This window comes from Streptomyces sp. BBFR25 (assembly GCF_044590125.1).
GTDB lineage: Bacteria > Actinomycetota > Actinomycetes > Streptomycetales > Streptomycetaceae > Streptomyces > Streptomyces canus_D.
Window position 1 is genome coordinate 3,407,548 of the sequence record NZ_CP172447.1, and the last position, 15,765, is coordinate 3,423,312.

Consider the following 15,765-nt stretch of genomic DNA (forward strand, 5'->3'; position numbering starts at 1 on the left):
CAACTAAGTTGTGCACAACTAAATAGCGCACTCCGGGGTGGTCGGTTACCCTGGAGCGCATGACCACGCCCGCGACCGACTGGCTCCGCCTGGACCAGCAGATCTGCTTCTCCCTGAACGCCGCGTCGCGCGCCTTCGGCGGCGTCTACCGCGTCGCCCTCAAGGATCTGGGGCTCACCTACTCGCAGTACCTGGTCATGCTGGTGCTGTGGGAGCACGGCGAGCTGCCGGTGAAGAAGCTCGGCGAGCACCTCCGTCTCGACTCCGGCACGCTGTCGCCCCTGCTCAAGCGGCTCGAGGCGGCCGGTCTGGTCCGGCGTGAGCGCAGCGTCCGCGACGAGCGGTCGGTGGAAGTGCGGCTGACCGGCCAGGGCGTGGCGCTGCGCGAGCGGGCCGTCGAGGTGCCGCGCCGGATCTCCGCGGCGACCGGCCTGGACCTCACCGAGGTCCAGGACCTGCGCGCCCGCCTCGACCGGCTCACGGCGGCGCTGGACGCGTACGGCACCGATCCGGCCCCCGATCCGTCCTGAGGGGTGCGGGCGCCCGGCGGGCGCCGGATGACGGATCATGGCTACCAAGGAACACTGAACGAAGGGGACGGCCGCAATGACCTGGCTGATCACCGGCGGCGCCGGATACATCGGGGCGCATGTCGTACGGGCGATGACCGAAGCGGGCGAGAAGGCCGTGGTCTACGACGACCTGTCCACGGGGATCGCCGAGCGCGTGCCCGACGGCGTCCCCCTGGTGGTGGGCTCGGTCCTGGACGGCGAGCGCGTCGCGCGCGCCCTGGCCGACCACTCGGTCACCGGCGTGGTGCACCTGGCCGCCAAGAAGCAGGTCGGCGAGTCGGTGGACCTGCCCCTGCACTACTACCGGGAGAACGTGGAGGGCCTGCGTGTCCTGCTGGACGCGGTCACGGAGGCCGGTGTCCCGTCCTTCGTCTTCTCCTCCTCCGCCGCCGTGTACGGCATGCCCGACGTCGACCTCGTGACCGAGGAGACGCCCTGCGTGCCGATGTCGCCCTACGGCGAGACCAAGCTGGCCGGCGAGTGGCTGGTCCGGGCCACCGGCAAGGCCGCGGGCCTGGCCACGGCGTCCCTGCGCTACTTCAACGTGGCGGGCGCGGCGAGCCCGGAGCTGGCCGACACCGGCGTCTACAACCTCGTCCCGATGGTCTTCGAGAAGCTGACGGAGTCCGCGGCACCCCGGATCTTCGGCGACGACTACGCGACGCCGGACGGCACCTGCGTGCGCGACTACATCCACGTCGTGGACCTGGCCGAGGCCCATGTGGCGGCGGCCCGCGCTCTTCAGTCCTCCCCGGGCCGCGCCCTCACCCTCAACATCGGCCGGGGCGAGGGCGTCTCCGTCCGCGAGATGATCGACCGCATCAACGCCCTCACCGGCTACGACCAGCCGCCGACGGTCACGCCCCGCCGCCCCGGCGACCCGGCCCGCGTCGTCGCCTCGGCCGACCGCGCCGCCGTCGAACTGGACTGGAAGGCCAAGTACGACGTCGAGGACATGATCACGTCGGCCTGGGCGGGCTGGGTGCGGCTCCACCCCGAGGCGGCCCGGGACTGACGCCCGGTCAGCGCGGCGAGGAGACCTGCTCACGCACCCAGGCGGGGTCGGGGTTGGTGTACGGCCGGCCCGCCACGAGCAGCGTGGGCACGGTCTCGTTGCCGTCGTTGACCCCGCGCACCAGCTCCGCCCCGGCCTCGTCCCGCCAGATGTCGACCCAGTGCAGCCGCCGGGCCCTGTGCCCCAGCCGGATGCGCAGCCGCAGGCAGTAGGCGCACCCCGGGCGCCAGAAGACGACCGGCCGCCCGTCGACGGCACTGCGCCGCCGCGCCTCCGGCGCACCGATCGACCTGGGGAACACCAGCGGCGAGGTCAGCCCCGCCAGCAGCACGAACACCAGCGACAGCACGGCACCCGTCCCCGGACGCCCCTGGACGAACGGCCCGGTCGCGGCCCCCGCTCCGGCGATCAGCAGCAGCACCGGGCCCGTCCACGCCCGCCTCATCGGGCCCGCCCCGAGTCCCCCCGGCGTCCGGCCTCCCGAGCCGCTTGCTCGATCCGGGCCCGGTACGCCTCCCACCGCGCGGCATCCCCCGTCGGCAGCCCGACGTTGTCCTCGCGCATCCCCACGGCGCCGTCCGTCAGCTCCCGGATGATGTCGGCGTGCCCGGCGTGCCGCTGGGTGTCCGCGATCACGCGGATCACGGCGTGGTGCAACGTCACCTCGTCCCTGCCCTCGGCCCACCAGGGCACCTTGCCGACCGTGTCCAGCGCCAGCGCGTCGATCGTCGCGTCCGCGTGGGCCCACGCCCGGCGGTACACCCCCACTACGTACTCGCGCGACTCGTCGGCGGTGGCCCACATGTCCGCGTCGGCCTCGGCACCCTCCGCCATCCAGGGCAGCGCTTCCTCCGGCGGCCGCCCGAAGACCTCGCCGAGATAACCCAGCTCCACGGTGGCGACGTGCTTCACCAGCCCGAGCAGATTGGTACCGGTCGGCGTGGCCGGGCGCCGTATGTCGTACTCCGAGAGCCCTTCGAGCTTCCAGAGCAGGGCGTCGCGGGCGGACTGGAGGTAGAAGCGGAGAGTGGCCTTGGGGTCTGTTGGGATCATCGGACCAGTGTGCCGTCCGCCCGGCGCTTCACAGGGCGATGAGACCGGCCGTCGTCTCCTTGAACCCGCACGTGTCGAAGTAGAACGGGCGCAGGTCGTCCTCGAAGTCGACGTGCAGCCACTCGCACCCCGCCGCCCGGGCCTGTTCGGCGGCGACCGAGACCAGTCGGGCGCCCACCCCGCGGGACCGGCGGTGCCGGGCCACCACCGTGTCCAGGAGGAAGGCGTGTGCCCCGCCGTCCCAGACGACGTTGACGAAGCCGACCAGCGAGCCGCCCTCCCGGGCGCAGACCCAGCCCAGGCTGTGCCGCTCCAGTCGCGCCCGCCAGTCGGTCCCGTCGGCCGGGTGGCCGAAGGCGTCGGCGTGGAGGGCGTCGAGGAGGGCGTTGTCGACGTCTCCTCGCCACCGGTAGGTGATCGTCACGGTCCGATCGTATGCGGGCGGCCCGGGAGCCGGGAGCGGGCATCGTCTACAGCGGTCGCACGAAGGGCGCCCGCCACTGCGGCGACGGGTCCGAGCCCAGTGCCGTCCAGTACTCCCGGCCGCCCGCTATCCGCCCGTCCCGGACCGTCCACAGCGACACGGCCCGGTGGACGCCCATCGTCTCGTGCGGGACCTCCACCTCCGAGACCACGGTCCCGCCGTCGGCCACGACGCGCAGCACCTCGATCGACCAGCCCTCCGGATACCGCGCGTTGACGCTCACGAAGTCCGCGCGGCCCTCGATCCGCTCGGCGCTGACCGGCCACTCCACCACCAGGTCGTCGGCGAGCAGCGCGCCGAGGCCCTCCCAGTCACGGGCCCGCATGCGGGCCCAGAACTCCTGCACGATCCCCGTAGGATCCATCGGTTCCGTACGTTCCATGGGCGCATCCTGGCAGGAGCCACTGACAGCCGGTCCCGGCTCAGAGCGCCTTCAGGCCCTCCGCCGTGGCCCGGGCCAGCGAGCCCAGGTAGCCCTTCGGCAGCTTCGGGGTGCGGACGACCACCGAGCGCCAGTACAGCGGGCCCGAGATCAGGTCGAGGGCCAGGTCGGTGTCGAGGGCGGGATCCAGTTCGCCGCGTTCGGCCGCCGCGGCGAGGATCCTGCTGGCGACGCCGTCCTGGCCCTCCCGCAGGGTCTTCTGCAGCGCCTCGGCGATGTCCGGGTTGCGGGCCGCCTCCGCCTGGAGGTCGGGGATGACCTGCGAGGCCACCGGGTGGCGCAGGGCCCGGGACGTCACCTCGTACAGCAGCCGCAGGTCGCCCTCCAGGGAGCCGGTGTCCGGCGCGGGCAGGCCCTGCACGGCGAGGGCGGAGACGATGTCGAGCACCAGGTGCAGCTTGGAGCGCCAGCGCCGGTAGACGGCGGTCTTGCCGACGCCCGCGCGGCGCGCGATGCCCTCGATGGACATCCGGGCGTAGCCGACCGCGGCCAGTTCCTCGAAGACCGCCGCCCGGATGGCCTCCGTCACGTCCTCGCGGAGCACCGCCGCCCCCGCGGGGGCCCGGCGGCGCGGGCGCGGCGTCGGCTCGTCGGCGGCGGCGTTGGTCGTCATACGGGGCAAGCATAGGGCGTCACGACGAAACGGTTGCGTTCCGGCGTCACCACGCCCTACGCTCACGTTACGACGATACGGTGCCGTCCCGACGTAAGTGAACTCACACGGTCACCCAGGTGAACGACGGGCGTCGCCCTCTCGCCCCCTCCCCCGAGCGAAAGCACCGGATGTGAGCCAGGTCCTCGATCCCCCACCCCCCACCCGGGCATCGGCCCAGGCCGCCGCCCCCTCCGCCACCGCACCCGGCCCCGCCGCCGACCACGACCTCGCGGCGCTCGCCGCCCGGCACGGGCTGTCGGTCAGCGGTGCCCGCCCCTCCCTGCCCCAGTACGTGCGTCAGCTGTGGGCGCGCCGGCACTTCATCGGCGCCTTCTCCACCGCCAAGCTCACCGCCCAGTACAGCCAGGCCAAGCTGGGCCAGGTCTGGCAGGTGATGACGCCCCTGCTCAACGCGGCGGTGTACTACTTCATCTTCGGCATGCTGATGAACACCAGCCGCGGCGTGGAGGACTTCGTCCCGTTCCTGGTCACCGGCGTGTTCGTGTGGACCTTCACGCAGAGCTCGATCATGGCGGGCACCCGCGCCATCTCCGGCAACCTCGGCCTCGTACGCGCCCTGCACTTCCCGCGGGCGGCGCTGCCGGTGTCGTTCTGCCTCCAGCAGCTCCAGCAGCTGCTGTTCTCGATGGCGGCCCTGCTCGTGATCCTGCTGGCCTTCGGCGTGCCGCCCACCCCGTCCTGGGTGCTCGCGGTCCCGGCGCTGGTGCTGCAGTTCGTGTTCAACGCGGGCGTGGCGATGGTCATGGCCCGGGTGGGCTCGAAGATCCCCGACATGGCCCAGCTGATGCCGTTCCTGCTGCGCACCTGGATGTACGCCTCGGGCGTCATGTTCAGCATCGAGCACATGACCGGCCCGGACAGCGGCCTGCCGTCCTGGGTCGGCACCGCCCTCCAGCTCAACCCCGCCGTCGTCTACATCGACCTGATGCGCTTCGCCCTGATCGACACCTTCGGGGGCAGCCAGCTGCCGCCGCACGTGTGGGCGCTCGCGGTGGGCTGGGCCCTGGTCGCCGGGATCGGCGGCTTCATCTACTTCTGGAAGGCCGAGGAGACGTACGGTCGTGGCTGACAACACCCCCGCCGAGCGGGTACCCACCGTCGTCGCCGACGGCGTCGACATCGTCTACCGGGTCAACGGCACCGGGGCCGGGCGCGGCTCCGCGACCGCCGCCCTCAACCGCATCCTGCGCCGGAAGCAGACCGAGAAGGCCGCCGGCGTACGCCGGGTGCACGCCGTGAAGAACGTGTCCTTCGTGGCCTACCGCGGCGAGGCCATCGGCCTGATAGGCACCAACGGCTCGGGCAAGTCGACGCTGCTCAAGGCGGTCGCCGGCCTGCTCCCGGTGGAGAACGGCAGGATCTACACCGACGGGCAGCCCTCCCTGCTCGGCGTCAACGCCGCCCTGATGAACGACCTCACCGGCGAGCGCAACGTGTACCTCGGCGGCCTGGCGATGGGCATGTCCCGCGCGCAGATCAAGGAGCGCTACCAGGAGATCGTCGACTTCTCGGGCATCAACGAGAAGGGCGACTTCATCACCCTGCCGATGCGCACCTACTCCTCCGGCATGGCGGCCCGGCTGCGGTTCTCCATCGCCGCCGCCAAGGACCACGACGTCCTCCTCGTCGACGAGGCCCTGGCCACGGGCGACCGCTCCTTCCAGAAGCGCTCCGAGGAACGCATCCGGGAGCTGCGGCAGCACGCCGGCACGGTGTTCCTGGTCAGCCACAGCAACAAGTCCATCCGCGACACCTGCGACCGGGTGCTGTGGCTGGAGCGCGGCGAGCTGCGCATGGACGGGCCGACGGAGGAGGTGCTGAAGGAGTACGAGAAGTTCACCGGCGGGCCGGACCGGGCCGCGAAAGCCAAGGCGACCCCCAAGGCGACTCCCAAGGCGACCTCCCAGACGGCTCCCCAGCCCGCCACCGGGGCGAAGGCGGTGGCGTGACCGGCCCTCCGTCCCCCGGGAGGCGTACGCACGGCGCCCACGATTAAGCCTTTTGCGCGATTGATGTCACTATGACCGAATAGAACCCGACCCACAGGAGCGACCGGGAGCGACGCAGCGAAGGCCGAGGCGAAGGAGTCCCCGCGATGCCCGAGACGGTCCCCGAGACGGCCCCTCAGCCGGGCCCCGACCTCAGCGTCATCGTCCACGGCCGCAACGTCGAGGACCACCTGCCCGCCCTCCTCGACTCCCTGGACGCCCACTCCCTCACCGGCGTCGAGGTGATCGTCGCCGCCGTCGGCGACTGGGCGCGCGAAGTCGCCGAGCGGCACGCACCGGCCTTCACCGTGCTGCCCCTGCCGGACGGGGCGGGGGACGCCGCGGCCCGCTCGGCGGGGGCGGCCCGGGCGCGGGGCCGGTGGCTGCACTTCGTGCACGCCAAGGACGGGCTGCCGGTCGGCGCCCCGCCCGCCGTCGCCGAGCACGTCGGCGGCCTGCCCGACACCGTGGACGTCCTGCTCCTCGACCATGTCCGCAGCTCGTGGCGGGCCTCGGGCCTGCCCTCCCCCGACGGCCCCCGGCTGGCCCGCGCGGGCCGCGCCGACCTCGCCCTGGACGACCGCGCGGCACTGCTCCGGCTGACCCCGCTGCTGGGCAACCGCGTCGTGCGCGCCGCCTTCTGGCGGGCCCGCGAGCGGCTCCTGACCACCGAGGACGAGCCGTTCGCCGCGTACGCCGCGCTGCTGCTCGCCGACCGCGTCGCCTGCCTGCCGCTCCCGGCGTACGAGGACCGCCGACTGCGCCCCGAGAGCCTCCCGCCGCCCACGCCCGCCGAGCGGTACGCGCTGGTCGACCGCTACGAGGCGCTCCTGGGCCTGGCCGCCGACCGGCCCGCCGTCCAGGGGGTCCTGTACGACCTGCTGGTCCGCGACTGCCTGCACACCTTCGCCCGCGCCGGGATGCCGGACGACGTGGCGCGCGAGTTCTTCCACCGGGCGTCCGTGACCGCCCGGCGCCACCGCCCCGAGAAACCGCGGCGCCCGGCCGGTCTGGAGGGCGTACGCCGGTCGCTCCTGGAGGAGGGCGCCTACGGCAAGTACCGCGCCCTCCAGAGCGCCAACCACGCCCGCCGCGGGGTGCGCTCCGCCGTGCGCACCGGCAGACGCCGGGCCGGCACGCGGCTGCGCACCCTCCAGTACCGCGCCGCCCTGGCCCGGCCCCTCGACCCGCACCTCGCGGTCTTCTCGGCGTACTGGAACCGCGGGGTGGCCTGCAACCCGGCCGCGATCGCCGCCAAGCTCACCGAACTCGCCCCGGGCGTCCACCCCGTGTGGGTGGTCACGGCGCAGGGCGCGGCCCTGCTGCCGCCCGGCACCGACCACGTCGTGCCCGGCACCCGCCGCTACTGGGAGGTGCTGGCCCGCGCCAAGTACCTGGTCAACAACGTCAACTTCCCGGACGCGGTGGTCAAACGCCCCGGCACCGTCCACCTCCAGACCCACCACGGCACCCCGCTCAAGCGCATGGGCGTGGACCAGCTGCCCTACCCGGCCGCCGCCCACGGCCTGGACTTCCAGGCCCTGCTGGAACGCGTCGACAAGTGGGACTTCAGCGTCTCCGCCAACAGCCACTCCACCCGCATGTGGCAGCGGGCCTACCCGTCCCGCCACATCTCCCTCGACCACGGCTACCCGCGCAACGACGTGTACTACACCGCCGGTCCCGCCGAGGTCCGCGCGGCCCGCGCACGCCTCGGCATCGCGCCCGGCCGCCGCGCGGTCCTCTACGCGCCCACCCACCGCGACTACGAGGCCGGCTGGACCCCGCGCCTCGACCTCGCCGCCCTCGCCGACCGACTCGGCGAGGAAACGGTTCTGCTGGTGCGCGCCCACTACTTCTACGACAGCGCCGCATCCCCCTCGGCCCCGCTGGCGGGCCTGCGCCGCACCGGCCGCCTCGTCGACGTCTCCTCCTACGAACCCGTCGAGGAACTGTGCCTGGCCGCCGACGCGCTGGTCACCGACTACTCGTCGATCATGTTCGACTACGCCAACCTCGACCGCCCGATCGTCATCCACGCCGACGACTGGGAGACGTACCGCACCACCCGCGGCGTCTACTTCGACCTGATGGCCGAGGCCCCCGGGCCGGTCGCCCGCACCCAGGCGGAACTGACGGAGATCCTCACCACCGACGCCTGGCACGACGAACGCGCGACCAAGGCACGGACCGCCTTCCGGCGCCGCTTCTGCGAGTACGACGACGGCCGCGCCGCCGAACGCGTCGTGCGCCGGGTCTTCCTCGGCGAGGACGAGCGGACCCTGCCCCCGGTCCTGCCGGTCGAGGACCGCACCCCGGCCCCGAACCCCGAGGAGGCCTGCGCGTCATGAGGACAGCCACCACGAGCCCCGCCACAGGCACGCTCCTGCCGCCCATGAGCATCCCGGACGTCACCGTCACGGTCATCGTCTACAACGACGCCGAACGCCTCCCCCGCGCCGTCGCGTCCGTGCTGCGCCAGACCCACGCGAACATCGAGGTCGTCATCAGCGACGACCACTCGACGGACGCGACCGAGGAGGTGGCCCGCGAACTGGCCGCCCACGACCCGCGGATCGTGTACCTCCGGCTGCCCGAGAACAGCGGCGGGTGCAGCGCCCCGCGCAACCGCGCCCTGGAGATCGCCCGGGCGCCGTACCTGATGTTCCTGGACAGCGACGACGAACTCCCCGAGCGTGCCGTCGAGGTCCTGCTCGCCGCCCACCGCGAACGCGACCTGGACTTCGCGATGGGCGCCGTGCACCGCGTCCGCGTGGACGGCGGACGCCGGACGACCTGGATGCCGCACCTGGTCGCCGAGCGCCGCACCCTCGACGGCATCGAGGCCGACCCGCGGCTGTTCTTCGAGCACCTCTCCACCAGCAAGATGTACGCCCGCGCCTTCCTCGACCGGCACGGCCTGCGCTTCCCGGAGGGCATCCACTACGAGGACCAGCTCTTCTCGGCGCAGGCGTACTGCCTGGCCAAGACGTTCACCGTCGTCCCCGAGCCGGTCTACCGCTGGTACATAGCCCCGTACGCCGCCTCCGACTCCGCCTCCATCTCCAACCAGCGGCACAAGCTCACCAACGTCCGCGACCGCGTCCACGTGCAGCGGCTCATCGACGCGTTCCTGGCCGAGAGCGGGCACGAGGGGCTGCGCGAGGACAAGGACTTCAAGTTCCTCAAGCACGACTTCCGGATGTACGCCGGTGACCTCCCCTACCGGGACGACGCGTGGCTGGCGTCCTTCGCCGACCTGATGAACCCCTACCTCGACACACTCGCCGACGGCGCCTACGCCCGGCTGCCCCGCGCCGAACGGGTCGTCCTGCGCCTGCTGCGCGACCGGCGTCTGTCCGACGTCCGCACGGCGGCCCGCGGCCTCGGCCACGACGTGGCGCCGCGCCGGGTGACGCCGGACGAGGAGAGCGGCCGCGTGTACTGGGGCGAGGGCGTCCCGGACTCCCCCGAGGCCCGGCGCGAGCTGGACCTGACGGACCTCGAACTGGACACCCGCCCGTTCTTCACCGCCCTGCTCCGGCACGAGATCACGGAGGTCAGGCGCGGTCCCGGTGCCTCGGTCGACCTCACCGTCCGCACCTACGACCCGGCCCTGCGCCTCCCCGTCGGCCCCCAGCGCGCCGTGCTCCACCTCTCCCCCGGCCGCCGGCGCCTCACGGTGCCCTTCCGCCTCTCGCCGGTCCGCCCCGGGCTTTTCGAGGGCCGCGTCCGCCTGGACCTGGCGGCGGCTCGTCTCCCGGTCCACGGCTTCGAGGGCACCCGCCATCCCGTACTCCGGCTGCGCCACCAGGGCCGCACCCACACGGGGATCCTCCTGGCGCCGCTGACCTTCCCGCCCCTCACGGCCCGCGTCCCCTACCGCACCGGCCTCACGCCCCACCGGATCACCCTCCGCCCGGAGGGCCACAACCCGGGCCGCCTCCAGATCACCTGGCGCCCGGCGGGGGCCACCTCAGCCATCCTCCGCCCGGCAGCCCGCCGCCTCTCCACCCCGAGAACCCGAAGAGCAGCCCGCTTGGTGGCCAACGTCCTCCGTTGACGCCCACTCCAGCTGCGGGCAGTCGTGCCGCACCCGCCCCAGCTGCGGGCAGTCGTGCCGCTGGGGCGGCACGGGTGGGCGCAGGCGGCACCCCGCAACGCCGGCTGCGACCCCACTCCCGCCCAGGCCCCACCCTGCCGCAGACGCACAGGCGCCCCGGACCGTCGCGGCCCGGGGCGCCTCACACGGCAACGGCGTGAACGCCGTAACACCGCACCGCCTACGAATGCGTACGCAACAACGTCCGCATCGTCCGCATGGCCACCGACAGATTCGACAGATCGAACTCGTCCGACGACCGGATCTCCTCCAGCGTCGTCCGCGCCCGCCCAAGAATCGCCGCGTTCTTCTCCTCCCACGCCTTGAACCGCTGCTCCGGCGTAGACGTGCCGTTGCCCACCGCCAGGACATCCGCGGTCAGCGACGCGTGCGCCGCGTACAGGTCCTCGCGGATCGCCGCGCGGGCCATGGACTGCCAGCGGTCGTTCCGGGGCAGGTCACTGATCCGGTCCATCAGCTGGGTGACGCCGAGCCGGTCGGCGAGGTCGTAGTACACCTCGGCGACGTCCAGCGGCTCCTTGCCCATGCGGTCGGCCACCGACACGATGTCCAGCGTCGCGAAGGCCGAGGAGAACCCGGCCACCCGCGTGGCCGGCTCGTCCGGGACCCCGGCGGCGGTCAGCTCGTCGTGGATGTGCTGGTACCACTCCGCGTCCGCGCCCCGCAGCAGCTTCGGCAGCTCCGACCACACCTGCTCGACCCGCTCGGCGAAGAACTCCACCGTCTCGGCCAGCTCCAGCGGCTGCGGCCGGTTGTTGAGCAGCCAGCGCGTGCCGCGCTCGACCAGGCGGCGCGAGTGCAGCCGGATCCGGGTCTGGACGGCGGCGTCGACCTTGGTGTCCAGAGCCTCCACCGCGTCCCACACCGAGGAGGAACTGAAGATCGCCCGGGCCACGGTCTGCGCCCGCACGATCTCCTCGAGCGACGCGCCGGTCTCCTCGCGCATCCGGTGCAGATACGTCGTACCGCCCGTGTTGACCGTGTCGTTGACCAGGACGGTCGTCGTGATCTCGCGGCGCAGCGGGTGGCTGTCGACCTGCTCGGCGAACTGATCGCGCAGCGCCGACGGGAAGTAGGCGTGCAGCAGGCCCTTGAGGTACGGGTCGTCCGGCAGCGAGGTGTGCAGCAGCTCCTCGGCGACCGTGATCTTCGTGTACGCCAGCAGCACGGCCGTCTCCGGGCCGGTCAGGCCGTGTCCGCTGCTCAGCCGCTCACGGATCTGGCGGTCGGTGGGCAGGAACTCCAGGGCCCGGTTGAGGTGGCCCTCCCTGACCAGGTGCCGCATGAAGCGCTGCTGGGCGTGGAGCATGTCCCTGGACTGCGCCAGCGCGTTGGCGATCGCCGTGTTCTGCGCGTAGTTGTTGCGCAGGACCAGCGCGCCGACCTCGTCGGTCATCTGGGCGAGCAGCTTGTTGCGCTGCTTGACGGTCATGTCGCCGTCCTTGACGAGACCGTTGAGCAGGATCTTGATGTTCACCTCGTGGTCGGAGGTGTCCACGCCCGCGCTGTTGTCGATGGCGTCGGTGTTGATCCGGCCGCCCCGCAGCGCGAACTCGATCCGGCCCAGCTGGGTCAGGCCCAGGTTGCCGCCCTCGCCGACGACCTGGACCCGCAGGTCCTTGCCGTCGACGCGGATGGCGTCGTTGCCCTTGTCGCCGACGTCCGCGTCGGACTCGGTGGACGCCTTGACGTACGTACCGATGCCGCCGTTCCACAGCAGGTCCACCGGGGAGCTGAGGATCGCCTTCATCAGCTCGGCCGGGGTCATCTTGGTGATCCCCGCCTCGATGCCGAGGGCCTCGCGGATGTGCGCGTTGACCGGGATCGACTTGGCCGTGCGCGGGAAGATGCCACCGCCCGCCGAGAGCAGCCCGGTGTCGTAGTCCTCCCAGGAGGAGCGGGGCAGCTCGAACAACCGGCGGCGCTCGGCGTACGAGGTGGCCGCGTCCGGCGTCGGGTCGATGAAGATGTGCCGGTGGTCGAAGGCGGCGACCAGGCGGATGTGCTCGCTGAGCAGCATGCCGTTGCCGAAGACGTCGCCGGACATGTCGCCGATGCCGACGACCGTGAAGTCCTGGGTCTGGGTGTCCACGCCCAGCTCCCGGAAGTGCCGCTTGACGGACTCCCAGGCGCCGCGGGCGGTGATGCCCATGCCCTTGTGGTCGTAGCCCGCGCTGCCGCCGGAGGCGAAGGCGTCTCCGAGCCAGAAGTTGTAGGACTCGGCGACCTCGTTGGCGATGTCGGAGAACTTCGCGGTGCCCTTGTCGGCGGCGACGACGAGGTAGGTGTCGTCCTCGTCGTGCCGGACGACGTCGGCGGGGTGCACGACCTCCCCGGCCACCATGTTGTCGGTGATGTCGAGCAGCGCCGAGATGAACGTCTTGTAGCTGGCGATGCCCTCCGCCAGCCACGCGTCGCGGTCGACGCTCGGGTCGGGCAGCTGCTTGGCGACGAAGCCACCCTTGGCGCCGACCGGCACGATGACGGTGTTCTTCACCATCTGCGCCTTGACCAGGCCGAGGATCTCGGTACGGAAGTCCTCCCTCCGGTCCGACCAGCGCAGACCACCGCGCGCGACCTTGCCGAAGCGCAGGTGCACACCCTCGACGCGCGGCGAGTACACCCAGATCTCGAACGCCGGGCGTGGCGCGGGCAGGTCGGGGATGGCCTGCGGGTCGAACTTCATGGAGACGTAGTCGTGCGGCTTGCCGCCCGCCGCCTCCTGGAAGAAGTTGGTGCGCAGCGTCGCCTTGATGACGGTGAGGAAGGACCGCAGGATCCGGTCCTCGTCAAGGCTCGCCACCTGGTCCAGGGCGGCGTCGACCTCTTCGAGCAGGGCGTCGACGATCTCCCGCCCGGCCCGCTGCCGCTCCGGCGCCATCCGCGCCTCGAACAGGTTGATGAGCAGGCGCGTGGTGTGGACGTTGTTGCGGAGGGTGTCCTCCATGTAGTCCTGGCTGAAGGTCGAACCGGCCTGCCGCAGGTACTTGGCGTACGCGCGCAGCACCATCGCCTCGCGCCAGGTCAGTCCGGCGCCGAGCACGAGGGCGTTGAAGCCGTCGTTCTCCGCCTTGCCGGTCCAGGTGGCGGCGAAGGCGTCCTGGACGCGCTCGCGGGCGTCGTCGCCGAGGTAGTCGGCGCCACCGGCCGGGGCCTTGGGCATGCGCAGGCCGAAGTCGTAGATCCAGGCCGTGGTGCGGTCCGCGCAGCGCAGTTCGTAGGGGCGCTCGTCGGTGACCTCGACGCCGAGCCGGCTGAGCACCGGCAGCACCGCGGACAGGGAGACCGAGCCGCCCTTCTGGTAGATCTTGAAGCGTCGTTCCTCGGGCGCGGCGCCGACCGGCTCGTACAGGCTCAGCGCGAAGGTCTTCTCCTCGTCGAGCTGCTCCAGGTGGCCGAGGTCGGCGACCGCGGAGCGCGGACCGTGGTCGGCCTTGTAGCCCTCGGGGAAGGCGGACCCGTAGTGGCGCAGCAGCTCCGCGGCGCGTTCCTCGCCGAACTCGGCGGTCAGCGCCTCGCCGAAGCCGTCGGCCCAGGAGCGGGCGGCCTCGACCAGGCGCGCCTCGACGCGCTCCTTGTCGGCGTCGGACAGGTGCGGCAGCTCGGTGCCCTGCGGGACCCGGACCACGAAGTGCAGCCGGGACAGGATCGACTCGGTGTTCCAGGCGGTGAAGTCGACGCTGGTGCCGCCGAGCTCCTCCTTGAGGATGTCGATGATCCGCAGCCGGACACCGGTGGTGTAGCGGTCGCGGGGGAGGTAGACGAGCGCCGAGTAGTAGCGCCCGTACTCGTCCTGGCGCAGGTAGAGCCGCAGGCGGCGCCGCTCCTGGAGGTAGAGCACGGAGGTGACGATCGGCTCCAGCTCCTCCACGGAGGTCTGGAACATCTCGTCGCGCGGGTACGTCTCCAGGATCTGCAGCAGGTCCCGCCCGTCGTGGCTGTTGGGCGAGAAACCGGCCCGCTCCAGCACCTCCTCCACCTTGCGCCGCACGACCGGCACCCGGCGCACGGACTCGGTGTAGGCGGCGGAGGAGAACAGGCCGAGGAAGCGCCGCTCGCCGACGACGTTGCCGTTCTCGTCGAACTTCTTGACGCCGACGTAGTCGAGGTACGAGGGGCGGTGCACGGTGGCCCGGCTGTTCGCCTTGGTCAGCACCAGCAGCCGGTGCTCGCGGGCCTTGGCCCGGGCGTCGGCGGGCAGCCGCTCGAAGGAGGGGCTGACGGGGTGGCTCTCGTCGGTCGCGTGGTGCGGGTCGGAGCGCAGGATGCCGAGACCGGTCCCGGCGACGGCGGCGAGGGAGTCGTCCTCGCGCAGTTCGTACTCGCGGTAGCCGAGGAAGGTGAAGTGGTCGTCGGCCAGCCAGCGCAGCAGCTCGCGGGCCTCCTCCAGCTCGCGCGCGGGGAGGTCCTCCGGGGTGGCCTCGGTCGACAGCTGGTCGGCGATGCGGACGGCTGCGTCCCGCATCTTGCCCCAGTCCTCGACGGTCTCGCGGACGTCGTTCAGGACGCGCAGCAGGTCGGCGGTGATCTGCTTCAGGTCGCCGCGGTCGGTCTCGCGGTCGATCTCGACGTGGATCCAGGACTCGACGTGCGCGTCGTGCGGCAGGTCGGCGGTGGGCCGACCGGCCAGCACCTCGACGAGCTTGCCGGCGATGTCGCGCCGCACCACGATCTGCGGGTGGACGACGACGTGGATGCCGCGGCCCTGGCGGGTCAGCTCGTTGGTCACGGAGTCGACGAGGAAGGGCATGTCGTCGGTGACCACCTCGACGACGGAGTGGCTGCACGTCCAGCCGTTCTCCTCGACCGTCGGAGTGTGCACGCGGACGTTCGCCGTGCCCTGCGGGCGGTTCTCGGCCAGCCGGTAGTGCGAGACGGCGGCTCCGAAGACATCGACCGGGTCGCGGTCGGCGAGGTCCTCCGGGGCCGTGTGCCGGTAGTAGCGCTGGAGGAACGCGAACACGGATGCGTAGTCCGGGGCGCCGTCCGGGCCGTCCGGGGTGCCCGGAGTTCCCTCGCCCGTCGTCCCGGTCGGTAGGTGCCCCCCGACCGGGCTGTTCTCAGCTACCCGGGCAGCCCTTTCGAGCAGCTCGGCCTTGGCTTCGTCCAGCTTGGTCTGCATTGTCCTCTGACTCCTGTCGCGCGCCGTTGCGTGACGTAGAAGGAAGTACGGTCTCCTGCCTTCCGGCATGACGTCGGGACACGGGGTGTCCGGTCTTCTCCGACGCTATGCCGCAAGATGAGAAGAGCGGGGGCATATCAGCCAATGTCGCCGCTCCCACCGGGTGTGACTTCGCTCTCGCCGTCACCGTCCGGGGAGTGCGCGGCGCCGTACCGGGGGTCTTCGATGCCCCGTCCCGCCCGCGAGGATCAGCGACCGCCGCCCGGCCACGGATGTCGTCCGCGGGCGCC

At 72.1% G+C, this 15,765-nt stretch carries 12 protein-coding genes; 6 read left to right on the plus strand and 6 right to left on the minus strand.

The genetic code is table 11. The features are described 5' to 3' along the window. Positions 1-59: 59 nt before the first annotated feature. Positions 60-530 (plus strand): MarR family winged helix-turn-helix transcriptional regulator, encoded by a 471-nt coding sequence (locus ACGH52_RS15410; protein WP_121702388.1) that lies wholly within the window; start codon positions 60-62, stop codon positions 528-530. A 76-nt stretch (positions 531-606) separates the two neighbouring features. Further along, a complete protein-coding gene (gene galE, locus ACGH52_RS15415; protein WP_076974621.1) occupies positions 607-1,587 on the plus strand; it encodes a UDP-glucose 4-epimerase GalE in 981 nt (326 codons plus the stop codon). A 7-nt stretch (positions 1,588-1,594) separates the two neighbouring features. Here galE and ACGH52_RS15420 read toward each other — a convergent pair whose 3' ends face one another. Genes ACGH52_RS15420 through ACGH52_RS15440 form a run of 5 tightly spaced genes read right to left on the minus strand, consistent with a single transcriptional unit; the run spans position 1,595 to position 4,179 of the window. Beyond that, on the minus strand, positions 1,595-2,032 hold the full coding sequence (locus tag ACGH52_RS15420) for a glutaredoxin domain-containing protein (protein WP_059301620.1): 438 nt from the start codon (positions 2,030-2,032) through the stop codon (positions 1,595-1,597). Next, positions 2,029-2,640 (minus strand): DinB family protein, encoded by a 612-nt coding sequence (locus tag ACGH52_RS15425; RefSeq protein WP_076974623.1) that lies wholly within the window; start codon positions 2,638-2,640, stop codon positions 2,029-2,031. Before ACGH52_RS15425 ends, ACGH52_RS15420 begins: the two co-directional genes overlap by 4 nt. Positions 2,641-2,668: 28 nt before the next feature. Continuing rightward, positions 2,669-3,064: a GNAT family N-acetyltransferase gene (locus tag ACGH52_RS15430; protein ID WP_399939860.1), complete on the minus strand. Its 396-nt coding sequence runs from the start codon at positions 3,062-3,064 to the stop codon at positions 2,669-2,671. A 46-nt stretch (positions 3,065-3,110) separates the two neighbouring features. After that, entirely contained in the window at positions 3,111-3,506 is a 396-nt protein-coding gene (locus ACGH52_RS15435) for a nuclear transport factor 2 family protein (protein ID WP_367115519.1), read from the minus strand. A gap of 40 nt (positions 3,507-3,546) precedes the next feature. Beyond that, on the minus strand, positions 3,547-4,179 hold the full coding sequence (locus ACGH52_RS15440) for a TetR/AcrR family transcriptional regulator (RefSeq protein WP_059301623.1): 633 nt from the start codon (positions 4,177-4,179) through the stop codon (positions 3,547-3,549). A gap of 172 nt (positions 4,180-4,351) precedes the next feature. Here ACGH52_RS15440 and ACGH52_RS15445 point away from each other — a divergent pair, with 172 nt between their 5' ends. From ACGH52_RS15445 to ACGH52_RS15460, 4 genes are all read left to right on the plus strand, one after another. Beyond that, complete coding sequence (locus ACGH52_RS15445; protein ID WP_210976289.1) at positions 4,352-5,311, plus strand: ABC transporter permease; 960 nt, start codon at positions 4,352-4,354, stop codon at positions 5,309-5,311. Next, a complete protein-coding gene (locus ACGH52_RS15450) occupies positions 5,304-6,191 on the plus strand; it encodes an ABC transporter ATP-binding protein (RefSeq protein WP_399939865.1) in 888 nt (295 codons plus the stop codon). The genes ACGH52_RS15445 and ACGH52_RS15450 overlap by 8 nt, the downstream gene beginning before the upstream one ends. Before the next feature lie 146 nt (positions 6,192-6,337). Continuing rightward, positions 6,338-8,581, plus strand: coding sequence for a CDP-glycerol glycerophosphotransferase family protein (locus ACGH52_RS15455; RefSeq protein ID WP_121700795.1), 2,244 nt, complete (start codon positions 6,338-6,340; stop codon positions 8,579-8,581). Further along, a complete protein-coding gene (locus tag ACGH52_RS15460) occupies positions 8,578-10,293 on the plus strand; it encodes a glycosyltransferase family 2 protein (protein ID WP_121700794.1) in 1,716 nt (571 codons plus the stop codon). The genes ACGH52_RS15455 and ACGH52_RS15460 overlap by 4 nt, the downstream gene beginning before the upstream one ends. Positions 10,294-10,513: 220 nt before the next feature. On the opposite strand, the gene ACGH52_RS15465 is transcribed toward ACGH52_RS15460, so the two are convergent. Further along, positions 10,514-15,475, minus strand: coding sequence for an NAD-glutamate dehydrogenase (locus tag ACGH52_RS15465; protein ID WP_399939869.1), 4,962 nt, complete (start codon positions 15,473-15,475; stop codon positions 10,514-10,516). Positions 15,476-15,765 lie beyond the last annotated feature (290 nt).